Origin of the sequence: Arthrobacter sp. zg-Y179 (assembly GCF_020907345.1) — a bacterium.
Taxonomy (GTDB): Bacteria; Actinomycetota; Actinomycetes; order Actinomycetales; family Micrococcaceae; genus Arthrobacter_B; species Arthrobacter_B jinronghuae.
This window is the reverse complement of record NZ_JAJJOB010000002.1, coordinates 43118-62463: the sequence shown is the minus strand read 5'-3', so window position 1 is coordinate 62463 and position 19346 is coordinate 43118. Positions and strand designations below refer to the sequence as shown.

The window sequence follows — 19346 nt, the reverse complement described above, 5'->3', positions numbered from 1 at the left end:
TTGTGCTGTGTTTACCTATTCGGCGCCGTTCAGCCTATTCCTCGCTGCCGGCCGAGAGGAGCGCATAGCGCTGCTCTCGGCGGTAGGCCTGCTCGGCCGGGTCGGGCACCGGTGCCGCTGCCAGCAGGCGCCGGGTGTACGGATCCTGCGGATACTTCAGGACCTGTTCGGTGGAACCCTGCTCCACCATCCTGCCCTTGTTCAGCACGGCGATATGGCTGGCCAGGATCTCGACCACCGCCAGGTCGTGGCTGACGAACAGGCAGGCAAAGCCGTACTCCTGCTGCAGGTCCTGCAGCAGCGCCAGCACCCGTGCCTGCACTGACACATCCAGCGCCGACGTCGGCTCATCCGCCACGAGCAGGGACGGCCGCAGCGAGAGCGCCCGGGCAATGCCCACACGCTGGCGCTGGCCGCCGGAGAGTTCGTGCGGGTACCGGTTACGGAAGCTCTTGGGCAGCTGGACGTCATCGAGCAGGTTCTCCACCCGCTTATCCAGCTCGGCCTTGGACAGCTTCTCATGCAGGAACAGCGGCTCGCCGATGCTCTCGCCGATGGACATCCGAGGATTCAGTGATGCCGCCGGGTCCTGGAAGACGATGGCGAACTTCCGCCGCAGGGGCCGCATTTTTTTCGGTGACAGCCCTGCGATGTCTGTTCCGTTGATCCGCACACTTCCCTCGGCCACCGGCAGCAGGCCGGTGACGGCGCGTCCGATGGTGGACTTCCCCGAACCGGATTCGCCCACCAAACCCATGACTTCGCCGGGCATGATCGTGAAGGAAACATCGGATACCGCACGGAAGGCCGCGGTGCGGAACCGTCCCGGATACTCGATGGCCACATTCTCCAGCTGCAGGGCGGGGGTCTGCGACGACGTCGGTTCGGCCACTTCCTCGGAGGCCTTCATAACCGCCCGGGGTGCATCGGTGATCTGCAGGGAGCCGTCATCCTCCACCTCGACGGCTGCCAGCACACCGCCCACCTTGGAACCGAGGTGCGGCACGGCGTCGAGCAGGGCCTTGGTGTAGTCCTGCTGAGGTGCGGCGAAGAGATCCACCACCGAGGAGGCTTCCACGATCCGCCCGTTTTGCATGACCACCACGTTGTCCGCAAGGTCGGCCACCACGCCCATGTCATGGGTGATGAGCAGGATGGCGCTGTTCAGGCGTTTGTTGAGCCTGCGCAGCAGTTCGAGTACTTCCGCCTGGACCGTAACGTCCAGGGCGGTCGTGGGTTCATCGGCGATCAGCAGGATCGGATCATTGGCAATGGCAATGGCAATCATGGCCCGCTGGCGCTGCCCGCCGGAGAACTGGTGCGGGTAATTGTCGTAGCGGGTCTCCGGATCAGGAATCTCCACCATGCGCAGCAGCTCAATGGCGCGTGCCTTGGCATCCGCGGGGGACGCATCGGTGTGCTGCTCGATGATCTCCTTCACCTGCTCACCCACCGTCAGGACCGGGTTCAGGGCCGTCATGGGCTCCTGGAAAATCATGGCGATGTCATTGCCGCGGATCTTCCGCAGCGCCGACTGCGGGGCGCCGATGAGTTCCTTGCCGTGCAGTTTCGCACTGCCGGTGGACCGCCCGTTGCCGGGCAGCAGGCCGAGCAGTGCCATGGAAGACATGCTCTTTCCCGAGCCGGATTCGCCGACGATCGCCAGGATCTCCCCGGGATAGACCTTGTAGTTCACGTCTTCGGCGGCCATGACCCATTCGTTGTCGACGTTGAAATCGACGCCGAGTCCGGTGACCTCAAGGATGGGGGAACCGGTTCCCGTTGCCGGGGTGTCGCTGTATACCGGTGTGGAGGTCATTGCTTGTTCCTTGTCTGTCGGGGATCAAACGCATCCCGGAGCCCGTCGCCGATGAAGTTGACGGCGAGGGCAATGGCCACGATAAACACGCCGGGCCAGAGGAAGACCCAGGGGCGCACGGTCATGGCTGACCGGTTGTCATTGATCAGCTTGCCCAGCGAGGTGTCAGGTTCCTGCACGCCCAGGCCCAGGAAACCGAGGGCGGTTTCGAGCAGGATGGCGCCGGAAATGGCCAGCGTGGCCGAGACGATGATGACGCCTACGGTGTTGGGCAGGATGTGCTTAAAGATGATCCGGGCCGAGCTGGCACCCACGGACTTGGCCGCCTCGACGAACTCCTTCTCCCGGAGGGACAGGAATTCGCCGCGGACAATCCGGGCAAGCCCGGTCCAAGTGAGCATGCCCAGGAAGGCCGCGAAGACCACGATTCCGAAGTCCGCCACGATGGTGGCCAGCACAGCTGCGACCACCAGCAGGGGAATGGTGATGATGACATCGGTGAAGCGCATCAGGACGGCTTCGACCCGCCCGCGGTAATACCCGGCCAGGGCACCGACGACGGTTCCGATGACGGTTCCGACAATACCCACGATGAAGGCAATGATCAGGGAGATCTGCGCCCCGCGCATGGTCATCGCGAAGTAGTCCCGGCCCAGGGCGTCCTGGCCGAACGGATGGTCGCCCAGCCCGGTCCAGGACAGGGTCGGTTTCCCGCCGTCGGAGGTTTCCTGCACCTCGTAGAAGGTGTGCTGCCACCAGCCCGGAATATGCAGCGGGCCGATGTTGAAGCCGATTGAGGAGAACGCCAGCAGCACAATGAACAGCAGGCCGATCATTCCGCCCATGGCTCCCTTATGCCGCAGGAAGCGTTCGCGGACCAGCTTGGACTGGCTCTTTGCCTCGGTGATCTTCGGCTCAGCGACGACGCCCCTGGTTGCGGGTGCGTCCGCCGTGACGGTCCGCTGGCTCTCCAGCGTCATGGCCGTCAGCTCCGGGCTGCTTTCCTTCGGCCCGTCCGCGGAAATCTTGTTATCAGTCATTGCTCTACCAATCAGTTCAGGCTGATGCGCGGATCGAGGAACGCGTACGCGATGTCAGCCAGCATGTTGAAGGCCACCGCGGCCACGCCCGTCACGAGGAAGAACGCCATGATGACATTGGGGTCCACGTTGGTGAGTCCGTCGGTGAACATCTTGCCCATGCCGTTCCAGCCGAACACCGATTCCGTGACCACGGCGCCGCCGAGCACGCCGGCGAAGTCGAAGGCCATCAGGGTGGTGATCGGGATCATTGCGTTGCGGAACGCGTGCTTGACCACGACCGTCCGTTCGCTGAGCCCCTTGGCCCGTGCTGTGCGGATGTAGTCCTGGGTCATTACGTCCAGCTGGCTGGCCCGGGTGTAGCGGGTGTACATGGCAAACGAAATCAGCATGATCGCGATGGTCGGCAGCACCAGGTACAGCGCGTAATCGAGATTCACTTCCCAGAAGGTTCCCTCGAGGTTGGGCGTGGAGGAACCGGTGGTGGGAATGGGGCGGCCGCCGGTCTTGCGGGACAGCGTCGGGTAGGCGTGCAGGAGTGAATCCAGGAACACGACGGAACCGATCAGCAGGCCGACGACGGCAGTGAGCTGCCGGGTCTGCTTGGCGTACGGTCCGCCCACGAAGTGCCCGATGGCAGCGGAAACGGCAACGGTCACCAGTGCCAGGCCGGCAATGGTCAGCCAGTCGGGGTCTTTCATGATGCCCATCGTGACCAGATAGCCGACAAAACCGGCTGCGGCCGTAGCAAGGGCTGCAAAGACAATCCGGCGGCGCCGGAACCCGGCGAACAGGGCAGTGGTTCCGAGGGCGATGGCGACGGCGCTCACCAGGATGCCGACGGGACCGAAACCGGGGGTCTTGAACCAACCGGACATCAGCAACAAGAGCATGGTTACCGAAGTTGCCACGGCTGCCACCGCGAATACCTGGATCCGTCGTCGGCGGTCGCCGCCGATGACAACCATCCAGATCAACCCGGCCACCAACCCCAGCAGCACTATGCCCAGATAGGACATGGTTGGATTCACCAGCCAGGTGTTGAGCCCGATGGCGAGGTACTGCTTGAGGAGCGTGGAGAGCCAGAAGAGCGGCATGGAGAACAGGAGGAAGGCAACGAATGTGATCGAGTAGTCGAACACGCTGTACTGCCGCAGGGCGGTCACAACACCGATGAGCACGCCCAGGATGATCGCGAGCACCGTTGCTACGACCACCAGGCGGAAGGTTGAACCGACGGCGGATTCCAGTTGCTCGATGACGGGGTTGCCTACGCGGTCCAGGCCCAGCGTGCACTGTGCGCCGCCGGGCATGATGCAGCGGCCGATTTCCTGCAGCCAGAGGAGGTAACGGATGTGGATCGGCTGATCCAGGTGCATGGCTTCGGTACGGGCGGCTATGCGGGATTCCCGGTCATCGTTGCGCAGCTCGGCGAGGTCATGGAGGGGGTCGCCGGAATTGACGGCCAGGACAAACATGAGTGCCGTGGCGGCCAGAAGAATAAAGAACGAACTGACCGCTCTTTTAAGAATGAAGTAGAACACCGTGGGGCTCCTTGGAGTGGGACTAAAGAACGCCGCGGACATAAGCAGGGGGATGGGCAGACTTTGCGTCTGCCCATCCCCGCTTATGCTGCGGCTAGCGTGGTGCTGCGGCTAGACCTGCTTTGTCCACTTGTAGGCATTCCAGGTGATGCCGTTCTGGCTCGGGTTCAGTTCCACGTTCTCCAGCTTGGAGGAGTGTGCAACCACACCGGAGTTTGCGTACAGGACCACGTTGTAGACCTCGGCGGCGAGGATTTCCTCGGCCTTGGTCTTCAGTTCCTTGACCTCTTCCGCGTCAGTGGAGCTGGCGATCTGGTCCCAGAGCTCGTCGAGTTCAGCGTTGGCGAACTTGCCGTAGTTCTGCTCGCCGTCGGAGACGTAGATCGACTGTGCGCTGGCGGCCAGACCGGATCCGGCCCAGGCGAACAGGATGGCGTCCCAGGCTCCGGGCTCAGCGAGCTTGGCGCTCCACTTGGGGTCCGGGGTGGGAACAATGTTGAAGCCGGCCTGGTCGCAGGAGGTCTTGATCAGGGTGACGATGTCGGCGCGCAGCTGGCTCGTGGAGGCGAACATCAGGCGGACCGATACGGGTTCGGTCTTGCCGGCATCGGCGAGCAGCTTCTTGGCGCCCTCGATGTCCACTTCGTCGTACTCGCTGGCGGACGGAGCGCCTTCGAGGACCTCTTCGTAGTCCTCCTGGCCCGGCTGGTATTCGCGCAGGTTGTCTACCGTGGCGTTCTCGTCGATCGGCTTGGCGAACTTCTCGACAATGTCCTCGCGGGGTACGCACTTGGCGAAGGCCTGGCGCACGGCCAGGTCCTTGAACACGCCGTTTTCCGACTGGTCCAGGTCAATGTGGCTGAAGGTCAGCTCGGGACCGGTGAGCATCTCGACGGTCTCGCCGATGTTCTGGATGGCGGTCTTGGTGTCAACGGTGGGTCCGGACGGTTCGATGATATCGACCTCGCCGTTCTCCAGGGCCTGGACTGCTTCGGTGTCTGCGATCGTCTTGAAGACGATGGTCTCCGTCTTGCCCTTGCGCTCTTCGCCCCAGTAGTTCTCGTTGCGCTTGAGGGTCAGGGTGCCGTCGGTGGCGTTGTCCAGCATGTACGGGCCGGAGGACGGGATCATTTCGGCGTCCGGAAGCTTGGTGAGATCGGCTTCGTAGTTCCAGCCGGTGTTCCAGAATTCGGCCAGCGGGGTCAGCGCCGCGACGTCCTTGTCCTGGATGGCCTTGATCAGGGCTTCGCCGTCGTTGTCAGTGGCGAGTCCGCCCTTTTCCGCTGCGACATGCGCGGGCATGATGGGGCCGATCATCAGGGCTTCCCAGTCCGCGTACGGGGTTTCGAAGACCATGTCGAACTCTTTGTCGCCGGCCTCGCCCTCGATCATCTTGGTCTGGGAGAAACCGTTGGTGGAGGACGGCTGGAAGATGTTCTCGCCCTCGGCGGGACCGACCTGTCCGGAGAAGGCCGCCCAGTTCAGCAGCACGTCATCGAAGTCAATGGGGGTGCCGTCGGACCACTTGGCGTCCTCATTGATCTTGTAGTGCACCGTCAGCGGATCGTCGCTGGTCTTTTCGAAGGTGCCGAACTCTTCATCGTGGATGACGCCGTCAGGGCTGTACTCGACAAAGTTGCTGTGCACCAGGTTGTCGACGTAGCTGTTGTACGTGCTGTTGGTGTTGGCGGTGCTCGAGTTGTAGGCGTCCGGTGCCTGGCTGATGGCGATATTGATGGTGGAAGCGATGTTCTCGGCTGTTTCCTCCGAGCCGCCTTCGCTTTCGGTTCCGCCCCCGGCGGAGCCGCAGGCGCCCAGGAACAGGGCCCCCACGGAGAGTGCGGCAAGAGCTGCCGTGCGCTTAGTACGCATAAGTAGTCCTAACTGGTGATGAGGAGTCAGGAACCACCAATGATGGCCCCCCAAAGCGGCCGTGATGACCGCCGCATGTGGAGCAACACTAACCACATATTGTTTCCACTGTGAGACAAGTTACATGTTGTTAACTGATCGTTATGCCGGACACGGGGTTTTTCTACTCGAAAAACCGCGCCGGCATACGCAAAAACCCTCCCGGCTGTTGCCGGGAGGGTTTTTAAGACGTCTGTTTATGACGGAAATTTCAGTTCATGTCGGGCAGGTCGAGCCACTGGTACCAGCCTCGGTGAAGCACCAGCCACGCCATGAGGCCGTAGCCGGCCTGGCCCGGCGTTCCGCCGTTGGCGGCCAGGTCCGTACGCCACTGCTCATGGTTCAGCAGCGGGTTGAGGGTGTCCACGTACACGTGCTTCCGCCGCGTGGTCACGTCGCCGAACGCTGCGGAGAGATCCGCGAGCTTCCGGTTCCGTTCCGGGTCCAGGCCCGGGGGAGGGCCCACCACGAAGACCTTGATGCTCATCTGCGCGGCGCCGTCGAGGATGTTCGCCAGGTTCAGGCGGCTTCGCGCCGTCGTCAGCTGAAGGTCCAGGTCCCGGTCCGACAGCCCGATCACGAGGCGGTTTTCGCACCCGTCCTCGAACCGTCTCCCGGCTTCGGCGAGCCATCTGTTGGCCAGCGCCTCGGTGCCCTCGTTGGGTGCAGCCAGGCTGTATGCCTGGAGGTTGACGTTCTCGGGCGATGTTCGTGCCAGGACACGTCCCAGCCAGCCGAGTGCGCGCGGATCCCCGTGTCCGGCCAGCAGCTCATCACCTACAGCAGCAAGCCGAATTCTGCGTTGTTCCACTAGTCACCTTCTCGAATCAAAAAAACAGGGTGGGACGCCGAAGCGCCCCACCCTAAATCTAGCCTACTGACGTTCGAAGGCCTTTTTCACAAGGATGTCCTGCTCCACTGCGTGGCGCTTGGCAGAGCCCGTAGCGGTGGAGGCCGACGCCGGGCGTGAGACCAGGCGCAGGCGGCTGTCCAGGTGCTGGGGCAGGTTGAGACCGATAAAGGGCCACGGACCCTGGTTTGCCGGCTCGTCCTGCGCCCACACGATGTCCGCATTGGGGTACTTGCCCACGGCGGCCCGGATTTCGTCGACGGGGAGCGGGTAGAGCTGCTCAACGCGGACGATTGCCGTCTTGTCGTCGCCGGTCTTCTGGCGGTTTGCCAGCAGATCGTAGTACAGGCGCCCGGACACCAGCAGCACGCGGTCGACGGCGTTCGCATCCAGTTCGGCATGCTCGGCGATGACCGGCTGGAACTCGCCGTGCGTGAACTCCTCCACCGATGTTGCAGCCGCCTTCAGGCGCAGCAGCTGCTTGGGGGTGAAGACCACCAGCGGCTTGCGCGGACGGCTGTATGCCTGCCGGCGCAGCAGGTGGAAGTGCGAGGCGCCCGTTGTCGGGTTGGCCACAATCATGTTGTCCTCGGCACACATCTGCAGGAAACGCTCGATCCGTGCGGAGGAGTGGTCCGGTCCCTGTCCCTCGTAGCCGTGCGGAAGCATCAGCACCAGCGAGGACCGCTGGCCCCACTTCTGCTCGGCCGAAGAGATGAACTCGTCAATGATGGTCTGGGCACCGTTGACGAAGTCACCGAACTGGGCTTCCCAGAGCACGAGGGCGTCGGGACGCTCCACCGAGTAGCCGTATTCGAAGCCCATGGCGGCGAATTCGGACAGCAGGGAGTCGTAGACCCACAGCTTGGCCTGGTTCGGGTCCAGCTCAGCCAGCGGCATCCACTCGTCGCCGGTGGCGCGGTCGTGGAAGACGGCGTGGCGCTGCGTGAAGGTACCGCGGCGGGAGTCCTGCCCGGCGAGGCGTACGGGGACGCCCTCCATCAGCAGCGAACCGAAGGCGGCGATTTCGGCAAAGCCCCAGTCGATGTTGCCCTCACGGGACATCTGGTCGCGCTTTTCCAGCAGGGACTTCAGCTTCGGGTGGACCGTGAAGCCCTCGGGTACGGCCACGTGGGCCTTGCCGATGTGCGCCAGGACCTCTGCGGAGACCGCAGTGCTTGCCGGCTTGATGATCGTGGTGCCTTCCTGCTGGGCAGCAGGACGTTCCAGATCGGAGACCGCTTCGGAATCCTTGGTGATCACCGGGATGGGCGAGGTCTGGGCAGCGTGCGTCTCCGCGAAGACGCGCTCGAGGCGGCCCTGGTAGTCGCGCAGGGCCTGCTCGGCCTCCTCCTGGCTGATGTCGCCTCGTCCGATCAGGGACTCGGTGTACAGCTTGCGTACGGAGCGCTTGGCTTCGATCAGGCTGTACATCATCGGCTGGGTCATCGAAGGATCATCGCCTTCGTTGTGGCCGCGGCGGCGGTAGCAGACCATGTCGATGACGACATCCTTGTGGAAGCGCTGACGGTACTCGTAGGCCAGCTGGCCAACCCGCACAACTGCTTCGGGATCATCGCCGTTGACATGGAAGATCGGTGCCTGGACCATCTTCGCGACATCGGTGGAGTAAACCGAGGAACGCGAGGACGTGGGCGACGTCGTGAAGCCCACCTGGTTGTTGACCACCACGTGGATGGTGCCGCCGGTGCGGTAGCCGCGCAGCTGGGAGAGGTTGAGCGTTTCCGCCACCACGCCCTGGCCTGCGAAGGCGGCGTCGCCGTGCACGAGGATCGGCAGCACGGGGAACTCGTCACCCTTGTCCAGCCGGTCCTGCTTGGCGCGGACAATGCCCTCCAGCACGGAATCGCCGGCTTCGAGGTGGGACGGGTTGGCTGCAAGGTAGACCTTGGTCTGCTTCCCGTTGTCCGAAGTGAAGGTTCCTTCGGTGCCGAGGTGGTACTTCACATCGCCGGACCCCTGCACGCTGCGCGGGTCCTGGGTGCCCTCGAATTCGCGGAAGACCTGTGCATAGGTCTTGCCTGCGATGTTCGTCAGGACGTTGAGGCGGCCGCGGTGGGCCATGCCGATGCCGACTTCCTCGAGGCCGTCGTCGGCGGCACCGGAAATAACGGCGTCCAGCAGCGGAATCAGGGATTCGCCGCCCTCAAGGGAGAAGCGCTTCTGTCCAACGAACTTCGTCTGGAGGAACGTCTCGAAAGCCTCGGCAGCGTTGAGCTTGCTGAGGATGCGCAGCTGCTCTTCGCGGGTCGGCTTCGTGTACTTGGTTTCCAGGCGGTCCTGGAACCAGAGGCGCTCCTCGGGATCCTGGATGTGCATGTATTCGATCCCGGCAGTGCGGCAGTAGGCGTCCCGCAGCACACCCAGGATCTTGCGGAGCTTGAGCATCGGCTTGCCGCCGAAGCCGCCCGTGGGCCACTCCCGGTCCAGGTCCCACAGCGTCAGGCCGTGGTTCAGGATGTCCAGGTCGGCATGCCGGCGCTGTACGTATTCCAGCGGGTTCGTGTCCGCCATCAGATGGCCGCGGACCCGGTAGGCGTGGATCAGCTGCTGGATGCGGGCAACCTTGTTGATCTGCTCGTCCGGGTTGACCTGGATATCCGGGCTCCAGCGGACCGGCTCGTACGGGATCCGCAGGGATTCGAAGATCTCGTCGTAGAAGTTCTGCTCACCCAGCAGCAACTGGTGGATGATGCGCAGGAACTCGCCGCTGCCGGCACCCTGGATGACGCGGTGGTCATAGGTGGAGGTCAGGGTGATGATCTTGCTGATGGCGTTGCGGGCCAGGATCTTCTCGTTGGCACCCTGGAACTCGGCCGGGTACTCAAGGGCGCCGGCACCGATGATGGCGGCCTGGCCCTTGGAGAGGCGGGGCACCGAGTGCACGGTGCCGATGCCGCCCGGGTTGGTCAGGGAGATGGTGGTTCCGCGGTAGTCATCCGCGCCGAGCTTGCCGCTGCGGGCACGCTTGACCAGATCTTCGTAGGCGTGCCAGAACTCCGAGAAGTTCAGTGTTTCTGCCTTCTTGATGTTCGGCACCACCAGCAGGCGGGTTCCGTCCGGCTTGGGCATGTCGATGGCCAGACCGAAGTTGACGTGGGCGGGCTGGACGGCAACGGGCTTGCCGTCCACCTCGTCGTAGAACACGTTCATCGACGGGAACTGGGCGGCAGCGCGGATGATGGCGTAACCCAGCAGGTGGGTGAAGGAGATCTTTCCGCCGCGGGCACGTTCCAGGTGGCTGTTGATGACAATCCGATTGTCAATCAGCAGCTTGGCCGGAACGGCGCGCACGGTGGTTGCCGTCGGGACGCTCAGGCTGAGGTCCATGTTGGTGGCAATCGCCTTGGCCGGACCGCGCAGCACGGTGACCTTGTCCTCTTCGGCAGCGGCATCGCTGGGCTGGGTCTTGGGCAGCTGCGCAGGAATCGGCGCGGCCTTGGTCTCAGCCTTCGGCTCGCTCTTTGCCGCGGGCTCGGCCTTGGCCGGTTCCTTGGCTACCGGCGGCTTGCCCGACTGCTGAGTTGCAGCGGGCGATTCGCCCGATGCCTTCGGTGCATTGGGTGCCGTGGCCTCGGCTTTCACCACCGGAAGCTGGCGGGTGGCGGGCCGGGAACCGTCCGGAGAACCGGCGTTTCCGTTGGAGCCGTTGCCGGACTGGGAGTCTTCAGCCTTGAAGGATTCGAAGATACTCCACCACTTTTTGTCAACGGAGTCCTTATTCGACAAATACTGTTCGTACAGTTCATCGACAAGCCACTCGTTGCCGCCGAATTCCTCCGGCAGGCGGTGGTTGGATTGGTCTGGCACTAGATATACGCCTCTTCCATGAGTTGCCGTTTGCCCTGATGGCACCATGTTCTGACGCTTCCGCCTCAAGTACTGGTGCGGCCCGGTGCGCAGTGACCGAGACTTCATGCCAGTCTAGTGACATAGTCGAACATGTGGCCAATCCCGCATCACTTGATGAAGGCGCCGCTCGTCACAGGTCACCCGGAACGGCTCAAAGAAGCCGCTGTGGCGGCCCCGGACCAAACCTGTAAACTGGGCTTTCTATGGACAGTTTCTCTAGGCGCCGGCCTGCGTCACGGACTGCGGTTGCCGCAGTCGGTGCGCCACGAGCCGGCAACGCCCGCACACCCACGGCCCAGCACCCGCCTGCCTCGTCATCGGAGCCTTCCAGTCCGGCCGCAGCCGACCACCCTCCGTCTGAACGTTTCCGTGCAGCGTTTCCTCCCTGTTTTTTAAGGCCGTCTGTCCTGACGGCGGGGGAGTGCTGACATGGAGTGGCTTTACCTCCTTTTTGGCCTGCTGCTTATTCTCGGCACCGGATTCTTCGTCGCCGTGGAATTCGCCCTTGTGGCACTGGACCAGCCTGCAGTCCGCCGGGCAGTGGAAGAGGGCGACAAAGCAGCTGAACCGCTGCTTCGCTGCCTGACCACTCTCTCCACCCAGCTCTCCAGCTGCCAGCTGGGCATCACCATGACCACCCTTCTGACGGGCTTTGTTATGGAACCCTCCGTTGGGCGCCTGCTGGAGGGTCCGCTGGCATCGCTTGGTTTGCCGCCCGTTGCCGTGGACTCGGTGTCCGTGACCGTGGCGATGATCCTGGCGACCTTCCTTTCCATGCTGCTGGGTGAACTGATCCCCAAGAACATGTCCATCGCCATGCCGTTCCGCATCGGCAAGGCACTGGCACGGCCGCAGCTGGCCTTCACCGTGGTCTTCAAGCCTGCGGTGCTCCTGCTGAACGGTTTCGCCAACAAGATCCTCCACCTCTTTGGCCTCGAGGCCAAAGAAGAGGTCAGCGGAGCGCGCACGCCCTCCGAGCTGTCCTCCATGGCGCGGCGCTCCGCGGAGATGGGCACCCTGGACAAGGGCACTGCCGACTTCCTGTCGCGGACCTTCTCCTTCGCCGGACGAACCGCTGCCGATGTCATGACTCCGCGCATCCGGCTCGAAACGATCGATGCCGAGCAGCCCGTGGCCGACGTCATCGAGGCCGCGCGGCGCACGGGCTACTCCCGCTTCCCCGTCCTCGGTGATTCACCGGACGATATCCGCGGCGTTGTCCACGTCAAGAAGGCCGTGGCCGTGCCGCGCAGCAGGCGGGCCACCCTGCCTGCCGCCGCGATCATGAGCGAGATCCTCCGGGTGCCGGAAACGGTGCACCTGGACTCGCTGCTTTCCGAACTCCGCAACGCCAACCTGCAGCTCGCCGTCGTCCTGGACGAATACGGCGGAACCGCCGGCGTCGCCACCCTGGAGGACCTGGTGGAAGAGATTGTCGGCGAGGTTTCCGACGAGCATGACAAGGCCAAGCCCGGCGTGCTGCAAAGCGCGTCCGGTGCCTGGTACTTCCCGGGCATCATGCGCCCCGACGAGGTCACGGCGCTGGTTCCGCTGCTGCGGATGCCGGACGAAGCCGGCTACGAAACCGTGGGCGGCTACATCATGGCCGAGCTCGGCCGCATCGCCGAGGCAGGGGACCGCGTGGAGGTACCCGGCGGCGTGCTTGAGGTGGAACGGATGGACGGGCGGCGCATTGACCGCGTCAGCTTCATCCCCGCCGAGGACGGGGCCGATTCCGGCCAGACCGAACACATTGAAGACGAGGACAACGCCGGGCGAAGCACAGAGCGCCAGGCACGCAGGGAAGGCATCCGATGAGCGGCGACCTGGCGGGAATCTTCTGGCTGGTTGTCCTGCTCCTGGGCAACGCGTTTTTCGTCGGCAGCGAATTTGCGGTGATGTCCGCTCGGCGCAGCCAGATCGAGCCCCATGCCGAAGCCGGATCGAAGCGGGCCAAGACCACCTTGTGGGCCATGGAGCACGTTTCCCTGATGCTCGCGTGTGCCCAGCTGGGTATTACGGTCTGCTCCCTGCTCATCCTCTCGGTGGCCGAGCCCGCTATCCACCACCTGCTTTCGGTGCCGCTGAAGGCCGTGGGCCTTCCGATCGAAATCGCTGACGGAGCCGGGTTCCTGGTGGCGTTGCTGCTGGTGACCTTCCTGCACGTAACCATCGGCGAAATGGTTCCGAAGAACATCTCGGTGTCCGTTGCGGACCGCGCAGTGCTGCTGCTCGCCCCGCCGCTGGTCTTCATTTCCCGCCTGGTACGGCCGATCATCGGCACGCTCAACTGGATGGCCAACCACGCACTGCGCCTCATGGGGATTACCCCCAAGGACGAGGTCGCCTCGGCCTTCACTCTGGAGGAGATGCAGTCGATTGTGGAGGAATCCACGAAGCACGGGACCGTGGCCGACGATTCCGGCCTGATCTCCGGTGCCCTCGAGTTCTCCGGACAGACCGCCGGGACGGTGATGGTGCCGCTGGAGGAACTGGTGACCCTGGGCACGGACTCCACTCCGGCGGAATTCGAGCGTGCAGTGGGTCGGACCGGCTTCTCCCGTTTCGTCCTGGTGGACGACGCCGGGAACCTCACCGGGTACATGCACCTGAAGGACGTTATGTCCATCCCGCTGGAGGCCTATGAACGGCCGATTACGGAGAACAAGGTCCGCACGCTTGCCAACCTCCGTCTGGACGACGAAATCGAGGACGCCCTGGCCGTGATGCAGCGGACCGGCTCCCATCTGGCCCGCGTGCTGGGCCCGGACGGAACCACCCGCGGCGTACTCTTCCTGGAAGACATCATTGAACAGCTGGTCGGCGAGATCAGGGATGCCACCCAGGCGCAGGGCATCCGCCGGACCGGAGAAAGCCTCTAGGGCCTAGATGCGAATGATTCGCGTTTAGGTTATGCTGAAAAAGCTTCGGTGGTGCCGGGGCCCTTATCCGCCGCCATGAACCGCCTACCCAGGGATATCAAACCTTATGCGCCGCTTTCCCGTCCGCCTGGCCGGAACCGTCCTTGCAGCCGCCGCACTCGCGCTTACGGGCTGCAGCGGCGACGGCAGTGAAGCCGACGGTGGAGACGCCGACGGCAGCGACGGCGTCGTTCGCGTGGTGGCGTCCACCGATGTCTACGGCAACATCCTTGCCGGGATCGGCGGGGAAAACGTCGAAGTGACCGCACTGATTGAGCGGCCCAGCCAGGATCCGCACTCCTACGAGGCTTCGGCGCGGGACCGGCTCGCGGTATCCAAGGCGGACCTGGTGGTGCTCAACGGCGGCGGTTATGACACCTTCCTGGAGAAGCTCGCGGCAGACGAAGGCATCCCCGCAGAGAACATCCTCAATGCCGTCGAGATCTCCGGCCTCGAGGACTCCGGCTCGGCGGAAGATGAAGAGGGCCACGATGCCGGCGAAGACCACCACGGCCATAACCACGGCTCCTTCAACGAACACGTCTGGTACAGCCCCGCGGCCATGGGCCGGCTTGCCGACGCCGCCGCCGAACGCCTCGGCGAGCTGGATGCCGACGCCGCCGGCACGTTCCGCAGCAAAGCGGTGGACTTCAATGCCGGCATTGCGGACATCGACGCCTCACTGGCGGCGCTTCGGGAAACCGCAGGCGGACGCGACGTCGCCCTGACAGAACCGGTGCCGGACTACCTCGTGGAGGCGGCCGGCATGCACAACGCCACCCCGTCGGACTTCACGGAGGCCGTCGAGGAAGGCTCCGATGTTCCGCCGCACGTACTGAAGGAAATGCAGGACCTGGTGACGGGCGGCTCCATTGCCTTCCTGGGCTACAACGAGCAGACCTCCACCTCCCAGACGGAAGCGGTGCGCCAGGCCGCGGTGGACGCCGATGTTCCCGTGGTGGACTTCTCCGAAACCCTTCCCGAGGGCCAGGACTACCTGCAGTGGATGGCCGATAACACAGCCAACATGGAAAGCGTGCTGCAGTGAATGCTTCCGGGCAGCCTGCCCCGGTGGTGCGGCTGCGGGACGCAGGCCTGTCCTACGGGGACCGTACCCTGTGGAAGAACCTTGACCTGGACATCAACGCCGGTGAATTCCTCGCCGTCCTCGGCCCCAACGGATCAGGCAAAACGAGTTTCCTGAAGGTCCTGCTGGGACTGCAGCCGCTCACCGGGGGCACCGTCACCATCAACGGCCGGAACGTGCAGCGGGGCAGCAAGGACATCGGCTACATCCCGCAGCAGAAATCCTTCAGCCCCGGCACCCCGCTGCGCGGACGGGACCTGGTGGGACTCGGCGTCGACGGCGACCGCTGGGGCCTGAGGCTGCGCGGAAAGCCGGTGCGCCGCCGCGTGGACCGGCTGCTCGAACAGGTGGGGGCCACGTCCTACGCGGACGAACCCGTGGGGCGGCTCTCCGGCGGCGAGCTGCAGCGCCTGCGGGCGGCCCAGGCACTGGCCACCAACCCGGATCTGCTGCTCTGCGACGAGCCGCTGCTCTCCCTGGACCTGCACCACCAGCAGGCCATCAGCTCCCTGATCGAACGGCGCTGCCACGACGACGGCGCCGCCGTCGTCTTCGTGACCCACGAAATCAATCCCGTTATCGAGTACGTGGACCGCGTGCTGTACCTGGCCGGCGGACAGTTCCGCACCGGCACCCCCGCCGAAGTCCTGCGCAGCGACGTGCTCTCGGAAATGTACGGCAGCCGCGTCGAAGTCCTGCGCAGCCACGGCCGGATCGTGGTGCTGGGCATCCCGGACGCCACCACCCACCACCACGGAGAAAGCGAGGGCGACCTTGGACCTGCGTAGTTTCTTCGATGCGGTTTTTGATTTCAGCGATTACGGCGAGCTGCTTCCGCTGGTGAGCAATTCCATCTGGGCCGCTGCGATCCTTGGCCTGGTGGGCGGGCTGATCGGCACCTTCGTCCTGATGCGTGACCTGGCCTTCGCCGTGCACGGCATTGCCGAGCTCTCCTTCGCCGGAGCGTCCTTTGCCCTGCTGATCGGCGTGAATGTGGTGGTCGGTTCGCTGGCCGGGTCGGTGGCGGCGGCCGTCCTGCTGGCCGTCATGGGCCTGCGGGCCCGGGACCGGAACTCGATCATCGGCGTCATCATGCCCTTCGGGCTCGGTTTGGGCATCCTGTTCCTTGGCCTCTATGAAGGCCGCTCAGCCAACAAGTTCGGTCTGCTGACCGGCCAGATCGTCGCCGTGGATACCGTGCAGCTGAACCTGCTGGCCGGGGTTGCCGCCGTCGTCGTCGCCGCACTGCTGTTCATCTGGCGGCCGCTGACCTTCGCCAGCGCGGACCCGGACCTCGCAGAGGCCCGCGGCGTGCCGGTGCGGACGTTGTCGATTGTCTTTATGTTCCTGCTGGGCCTGTCCGTAGCCCTGTCCATCCAGGTGGTGGGGGCCCTGCTGGTGCTTTCCCTGCTGATTACTCCGGCGGCGGCAGCCCTGCTCGTGACGTCCTCGCCGCGGCTGGTGGTGTTCCTGAGCGTGCTCTTCGCCCTGACCTCCTCGGTCGGCGGCATCCTGCTGGCGCTGGGCGGCCGGATCCCCATCAGCCCGTACGTCACCACGGTGTCCTTCGCGATCTACCTGGTCTGCCGGGTCATCCGGCGCATGCGCGGCGGGCACCGGCGCCGGGAGCTCAGCGCAAACACGGCTACCGCTGCCGCCTAGCCTTTACGGGCGCTGCACTCCGGGCACAGGCCGAAAACTTCAACGGTGTGCGCCACTTCGGTGAAGCCGTACTTGGCGCCCAGGGCCGCGGCCCAGCTCTCCACCGCCGGTGCCTCCACCTCCACTGCCTTGCCGCATTCGCGGCAGACCAGGTGATGGTGGTGGTGCTCGACGGCGCACCGCCGGTACAGCGCCTCGCCGTCGCCGCCGCGCAGCACGTCCACGAGGTTCTCGTCCGTCATGGACTGCAGGACCCGGTAGGTGGTAGCCAGGGAGATCCGCTCGCCGCGCTCCTGCAGCAGCCGGAAGAGTTCCTGGGTGCTGACGAAGTCACTGAGTTCGTCCAGGGCACGGCCCACTGCCAGCCGCTGGCGGGTTACCCGCTGCTCCGGTGCGCGTTTGGACGTCCGGGATGTCTCGGATGACACGGATGTTCCTCCAGCGGGTGGGACGGCAGGCGGGCGGCACCGGGGCCGTAGGGATGGATAGAACCCTAAGATTATCAGCAGCACCGTCGGCCCGTCCTGCACGGCCGGACGGCCCCGGAGTAGGGTGGCGCTATGAAAATGACGAAGTTCACGCACTCCTGTGTCCGCTTCGAGCAGGGCGGGCACGTCCTGGTGCTGGATCCCGGCACCTTCTCCGAAGTCGAAACGGCGCTGAAGGACGCAGACGCCATCCTGGTGACCCACGAGCATGCGGACCACCTGGACCGCCCGCGGGTGCTTGCCGCGATGCAGGAGCAGCCGTCGCTCGAGCTCCACGCCCCGGCGGGTCTTGCTGCACTCCTTCGCGCCGAAGCCGGACCGGACCTGGCCGACCGCATCCACGACGTCGAGCCCAACACCAGCTTCACCGTTGCGGGTTTCGGCATCCAGTCCTTCGGCGGCCAGCACGCCCTGATCCATCCGCTGATACCCGTGGTGGCCAACATCGGCTACCTCGTGGAGGGCCGGGTCTACCACCCGGGGGATTCGTTCGTGGTTCCCAACGGGCTGCGGCCGCGGACCGTGCTGGTGCCGGTCCATGCACCCTGGTCCAAGGCGGGGGAGGTCATCGACTTCGTCATTGCCACCGGTGCGGAGCGGGCCTACCCCATCCACGAGGGGCTCCTGAACGAGCGGGGACTGGGGATGGTCGAGGGGCACGTGACCCGGTTCGGCAAGGTTTACGGCACCGAGTTCCGGCACCTGGACGCCGGGGAAACCGTGGACCTGTAATGGAGGTCCTGATCTCCCCGCAGCAGCTGCACGAACGTCTCGGAGCGGAGCGCCCGCCCGTGCTGCTGGATGTGCGCTGGGTCCTGGGCGCCGCCGACGGCAGGGAAAAGTACCTGCACGAACATCTGCCCGGTGCGGTCTACGTGGATATGGACACCGAACTTTCTGCCCCCGCCGTCCCTGCGGAGGGGCGGCACCCGCTGCCGGATCCCGCCGCCTTCGCCGAAGCCGCCCGCAGCTGGGGCCTGAACGATGGGGACACAGTGGTGGTGTACGACGACGCCGCGGGCACGGCCGCCGCCCGTGCCTGGTGGCTGCTGCGCCACGCCGGAGAGGAGGACGTGTTCCTGCTCGACGGCGGCCTCGCGGCCTGGCGCGGGGCAGGACTGCCGCTGGAAAGCGGTCCGGTGCAGCCGGAGGCGGGCAGTGTCCACCTGTCCTGGGGGCACATGCCGGTGGTCGGGCCGGCGGATGCCGCCCGGGTGGCAGTTGACGGAACACTCATCGACGCCCGCGCACCGGAGCGCTACCGCGGAGAGGTCGAACCGGTGGATCCCCGGGCCGGACATATCCCGGGAGCAGTCAACCGGCCCTCCACGGACAACCTTGCCCCGGACGGCAGCTTCCGGGCACCTGAGGAACTGGGCCGCGCCTTCGAGGCCCTCGGCGTGCGGCCCGACCGGCCTGTTGCCGCGTACTGCGGTTCGGGTATCTTCGCCGCCCATGAGGTTGCCGCATTGGCGCAGGCCGGCATCACCGCGGCGCTCTATCCGGGCTCCTGGTCGCAGTGGTCCAACACGCCCGGCACGCCGGCAGCCGTCGGCGCCGATCCGGGCCGGCCCGAAAACCCGCCGGAAAAGGGGTAGCGTCGAATCATGTTTACCGGCCGACCCGTTCCTCCGCCGCTGCGGGCACCCCTGCCCTCCGCCGCGCCCAAGGAACAACCTGAAGGAGCACCCATGCCTACACTCTTTACCCGGATCATCAACGGCGAGATTCCCGGACATTTCGTCTGGAAGGACGACGACGTCGTCGCGTTCCTGAGCATCGGTCCGCTCAGCGACGGCCACACCCTGGTGGTGCCCCGCGAGGAGATCAACAAGTGGACGGACGCACCGGCGGAGCTGATGCAGAAGCTCATCACCGTGGCGCAGGCCGTAGGCCAGGCACAGGTGGCCGTCTTCGGCTCCGAGCGGGCAGGCCTGACCATTGCCGGCTTCGAGGTGGACCACCTTCACCTGCATGTCTGGCCTGCCGACTCGATGCAGGACTTCGACTTCAGCCGGGCCGAGTCCAACCCGGACCCCGAGCGGATGGCGGCCAACGCGGAGAAGCTGCGCCAGGGCCTGCGCGACGCCGGGCATGGGGAGTTCGTCCCCGAAGCCTAGGCTTCCGGCCCGGCGCCGGGCTCCAGGCCCG

General features: G+C 65.0%; 15 protein-coding genes. 8 read left to right on the top strand and 7 right to left on the bottom strand.

The annotated features are described in order from the left end of the window. Window positions 1-34 precede the first annotated feature (34 nt). The 6 genes from LOC56_RS00670 to LOC56_RS00645 form a co-directional block, all read right to left on the bottom strand. Complete coding sequence (locus LOC56_RS00670; RefSeq protein ID WP_229949586.1) at window positions 35-1819, bottom strand: ABC transporter ATP-binding protein; 1785 nt, start codon at window positions 1817-1819, stop codon at window positions 35-37. Next, window positions 1816-2859, bottom strand: a complete 1044-nt coding sequence (locus LOC56_RS00665) for an ABC transporter permease (protein ID WP_229949584.1) — start codon at window positions 2857-2859, stop codon at window positions 1816-1818. The genes LOC56_RS00670 and LOC56_RS00665 overlap by 4 nt, the downstream gene beginning before the upstream one ends. Window positions 2860-2870: 11 nt before the next feature. After that, window positions 2871-4403, bottom strand: coding sequence for an ABC transporter permease (locus LOC56_RS00660; protein WP_229949582.1), 1533 nt, complete (start codon window positions 4401-4403; stop codon window positions 2871-2873). A 111-nt stretch (window positions 4404-4514) separates the two neighbouring features. After that, window positions 4515-6275 (bottom strand): ABC transporter family substrate-binding protein, encoded by a 1761-nt coding sequence (locus LOC56_RS00655; protein WP_229949580.1) that lies wholly within the window; start codon window positions 6273-6275, stop codon window positions 4515-4517. A gap of 250 nt (window positions 6276-6525) precedes the next feature. Beyond that, a complete protein-coding gene (locus LOC56_RS00650) occupies window positions 6526-7125 on the bottom strand; it encodes a GDSL-type esterase/lipase family protein (RefSeq protein ID WP_227918308.1) in 600 nt (199 codons plus the stop codon). A gap of 63 nt (window positions 7126-7188) precedes the next feature. Next, a complete protein-coding gene (locus LOC56_RS00645; RefSeq protein ID WP_229949579.1) occupies window positions 7189-10995 on the bottom strand; it encodes a multifunctional oxoglutarate decarboxylase/oxoglutarate dehydrogenase thiamine pyrophosphate-binding subunit/dihydrolipoyllysine-residue succinyltransferase subunit in 3807 nt (1268 codons plus the stop codon). 471 nt (window positions 10996-11466) lie between these two features. Between LOC56_RS00645 and LOC56_RS00640 the strand changes: the two genes are divergently transcribed. From LOC56_RS00640 to LOC56_RS00620, 5 genes are all read left to right on the top strand, one after another. Beyond that, window positions 11467-12855 (top strand): hemolysin family protein, encoded by a 1389-nt coding sequence (locus LOC56_RS00640; protein ID WP_229949578.1) that lies wholly within the window; start codon window positions 11467-11469, stop codon window positions 12853-12855. Then, the gene (locus LOC56_RS00635; protein ID WP_229949576.1) at window positions 12852-13919 is read left to right on the top strand and encodes a hemolysin family protein; all 1068 of its coding nucleotides are present in this window, start codon (window positions 12852-12854) and stop codon (window positions 13917-13919) included. Before LOC56_RS00640 ends, LOC56_RS00635 begins: the two co-directional genes overlap by 4 nt. Window positions 13920-14025: 106 nt before the next feature. Further along, window positions 14026-15006, top strand: a complete 981-nt coding sequence (locus tag LOC56_RS00630) for a metal ABC transporter solute-binding protein, Zn/Mn family (protein WP_229949575.1) — start codon at window positions 14026-14028, stop codon at window positions 15004-15006. A 26-nt stretch (window positions 15007-15032) separates the two neighbouring features. Then, complete coding sequence (locus LOC56_RS00625; protein WP_229949956.1) at window positions 15033-15833, top strand: metal ABC transporter ATP-binding protein; 801 nt, start codon at window positions 15033-15035, stop codon at window positions 15831-15833. Continuing rightward, a complete protein-coding gene (locus tag LOC56_RS00620; RefSeq protein WP_229949573.1) occupies window positions 15820-16707 on the top strand; it encodes a metal ABC transporter permease in 888 nt (295 codons plus the stop codon). The genes LOC56_RS00625 and LOC56_RS00620 overlap by 14 nt, the downstream gene beginning before the upstream one ends. Here LOC56_RS00620 and LOC56_RS00615 read toward each other — a convergent pair. Beyond that, window positions 16704-17135 carry a Fur family transcriptional regulator gene (locus LOC56_RS00615; protein WP_229949569.1) on the bottom strand — a complete coding sequence of 144 codons (432 nt, stop codon included), beginning with the start codon at window positions 17133-17135 and terminating at the stop codon, window positions 16704-16706. The genes LOC56_RS00620 and LOC56_RS00615 overlap by 4 nt on opposite strands. A 132-nt stretch (window positions 17136-17267) precedes the next feature. Between LOC56_RS00615 and LOC56_RS00610 the strand changes: the two genes are divergently transcribed. From LOC56_RS00610 to LOC56_RS00600, 3 genes are all read left to right on the top strand, one after another. Continuing rightward, window positions 17268-17927, top strand: coding sequence for an MBL fold metallo-hydrolase (locus tag LOC56_RS00610; RefSeq protein ID WP_229949567.1), 660 nt, complete (start codon window positions 17268-17270; stop codon window positions 17925-17927). After that, window positions 17927-18793 (top strand): sulfurtransferase, encoded by an 867-nt coding sequence (locus tag LOC56_RS00605; RefSeq protein ID WP_229949566.1) that lies wholly within the window; start codon window positions 17927-17929, stop codon window positions 18791-18793. Before LOC56_RS00610 ends, LOC56_RS00605 begins: the two co-directional genes overlap by 1 nt. 93 nt (window positions 18794-18886) lie before the next feature. Beyond that, the gene (locus tag LOC56_RS00600) at window positions 18887-19315 is read left to right on the top strand and encodes an HIT family protein (protein WP_229949564.1); all 429 of its coding nucleotides are present in this window, start codon (window positions 18887-18889) and stop codon (window positions 19313-19315) included. The last annotated feature ends 31 nt before the right edge of the window (window positions 19316-19346 follow it).

What these genes read in the sequence shown, in the direction of transcription:
- LOC56_RS00670 (WP_229949586.1), bottom strand. Translation starts at nt 1,819, where the DNA reads ATGACCTCCACACCGGTATACAGCGACACCCCGGCAACGGGAACCGGT.
- LOC56_RS00665 (WP_229949584.1), bottom strand. Translation starts at nt 2,859, where the DNA reads ATGACTGATAACAAGATTTCCGCGGACGGGCCGAAGGAAAGCAGCCCG.
- LOC56_RS00655 (WP_229949580.1), bottom strand. Translation starts at nt 6,275, where the DNA reads ATGCGTACTAAGCGCACGGCAGCTCTTGCCGCACTCTCCGTGGGGGCC.
- LOC56_RS00640 (WP_229949578.1), top strand. Translation starts at nt 11,467, where the DNA reads ATGGAGTGGCTTTACCTCCTTTTTGGCCTGCTGCTTATTCTCGGCACC.
- LOC56_RS00635 (WP_229949576.1), top strand. Translation starts at nt 12,852, where the DNA reads ATGAGCGGCGACCTGGCGGGAATCTTCTGGCTGGTTGTCCTGCTCCTG.
- LOC56_RS00630 (WP_229949575.1), top strand. Translation starts at nt 14,026, where the DNA reads ATGCGCCGCTTTCCCGTCCGCCTGGCCGGAACCGTCCTTGCAGCCGCC.
- LOC56_RS00610 (WP_229949567.1), top strand. Translation starts at nt 17,268, where the DNA reads ATGAAAATGACGAAGTTCACGCACTCCTGTGTCCGCTTCGAGCAGGGC.
- LOC56_RS00605 (WP_229949566.1), top strand. Translation starts at nt 17,927, where the DNA reads ATGGAGGTCCTGATCTCCCCGCAGCAGCTGCACGAACGTCTCGGAGCG.
- LOC56_RS00600 (WP_229949564.1), top strand. Translation starts at nt 18,887, where the DNA reads ATGCCTACACTCTTTACCCGGATCATCAACGGCGAGATTCCCGGACAT.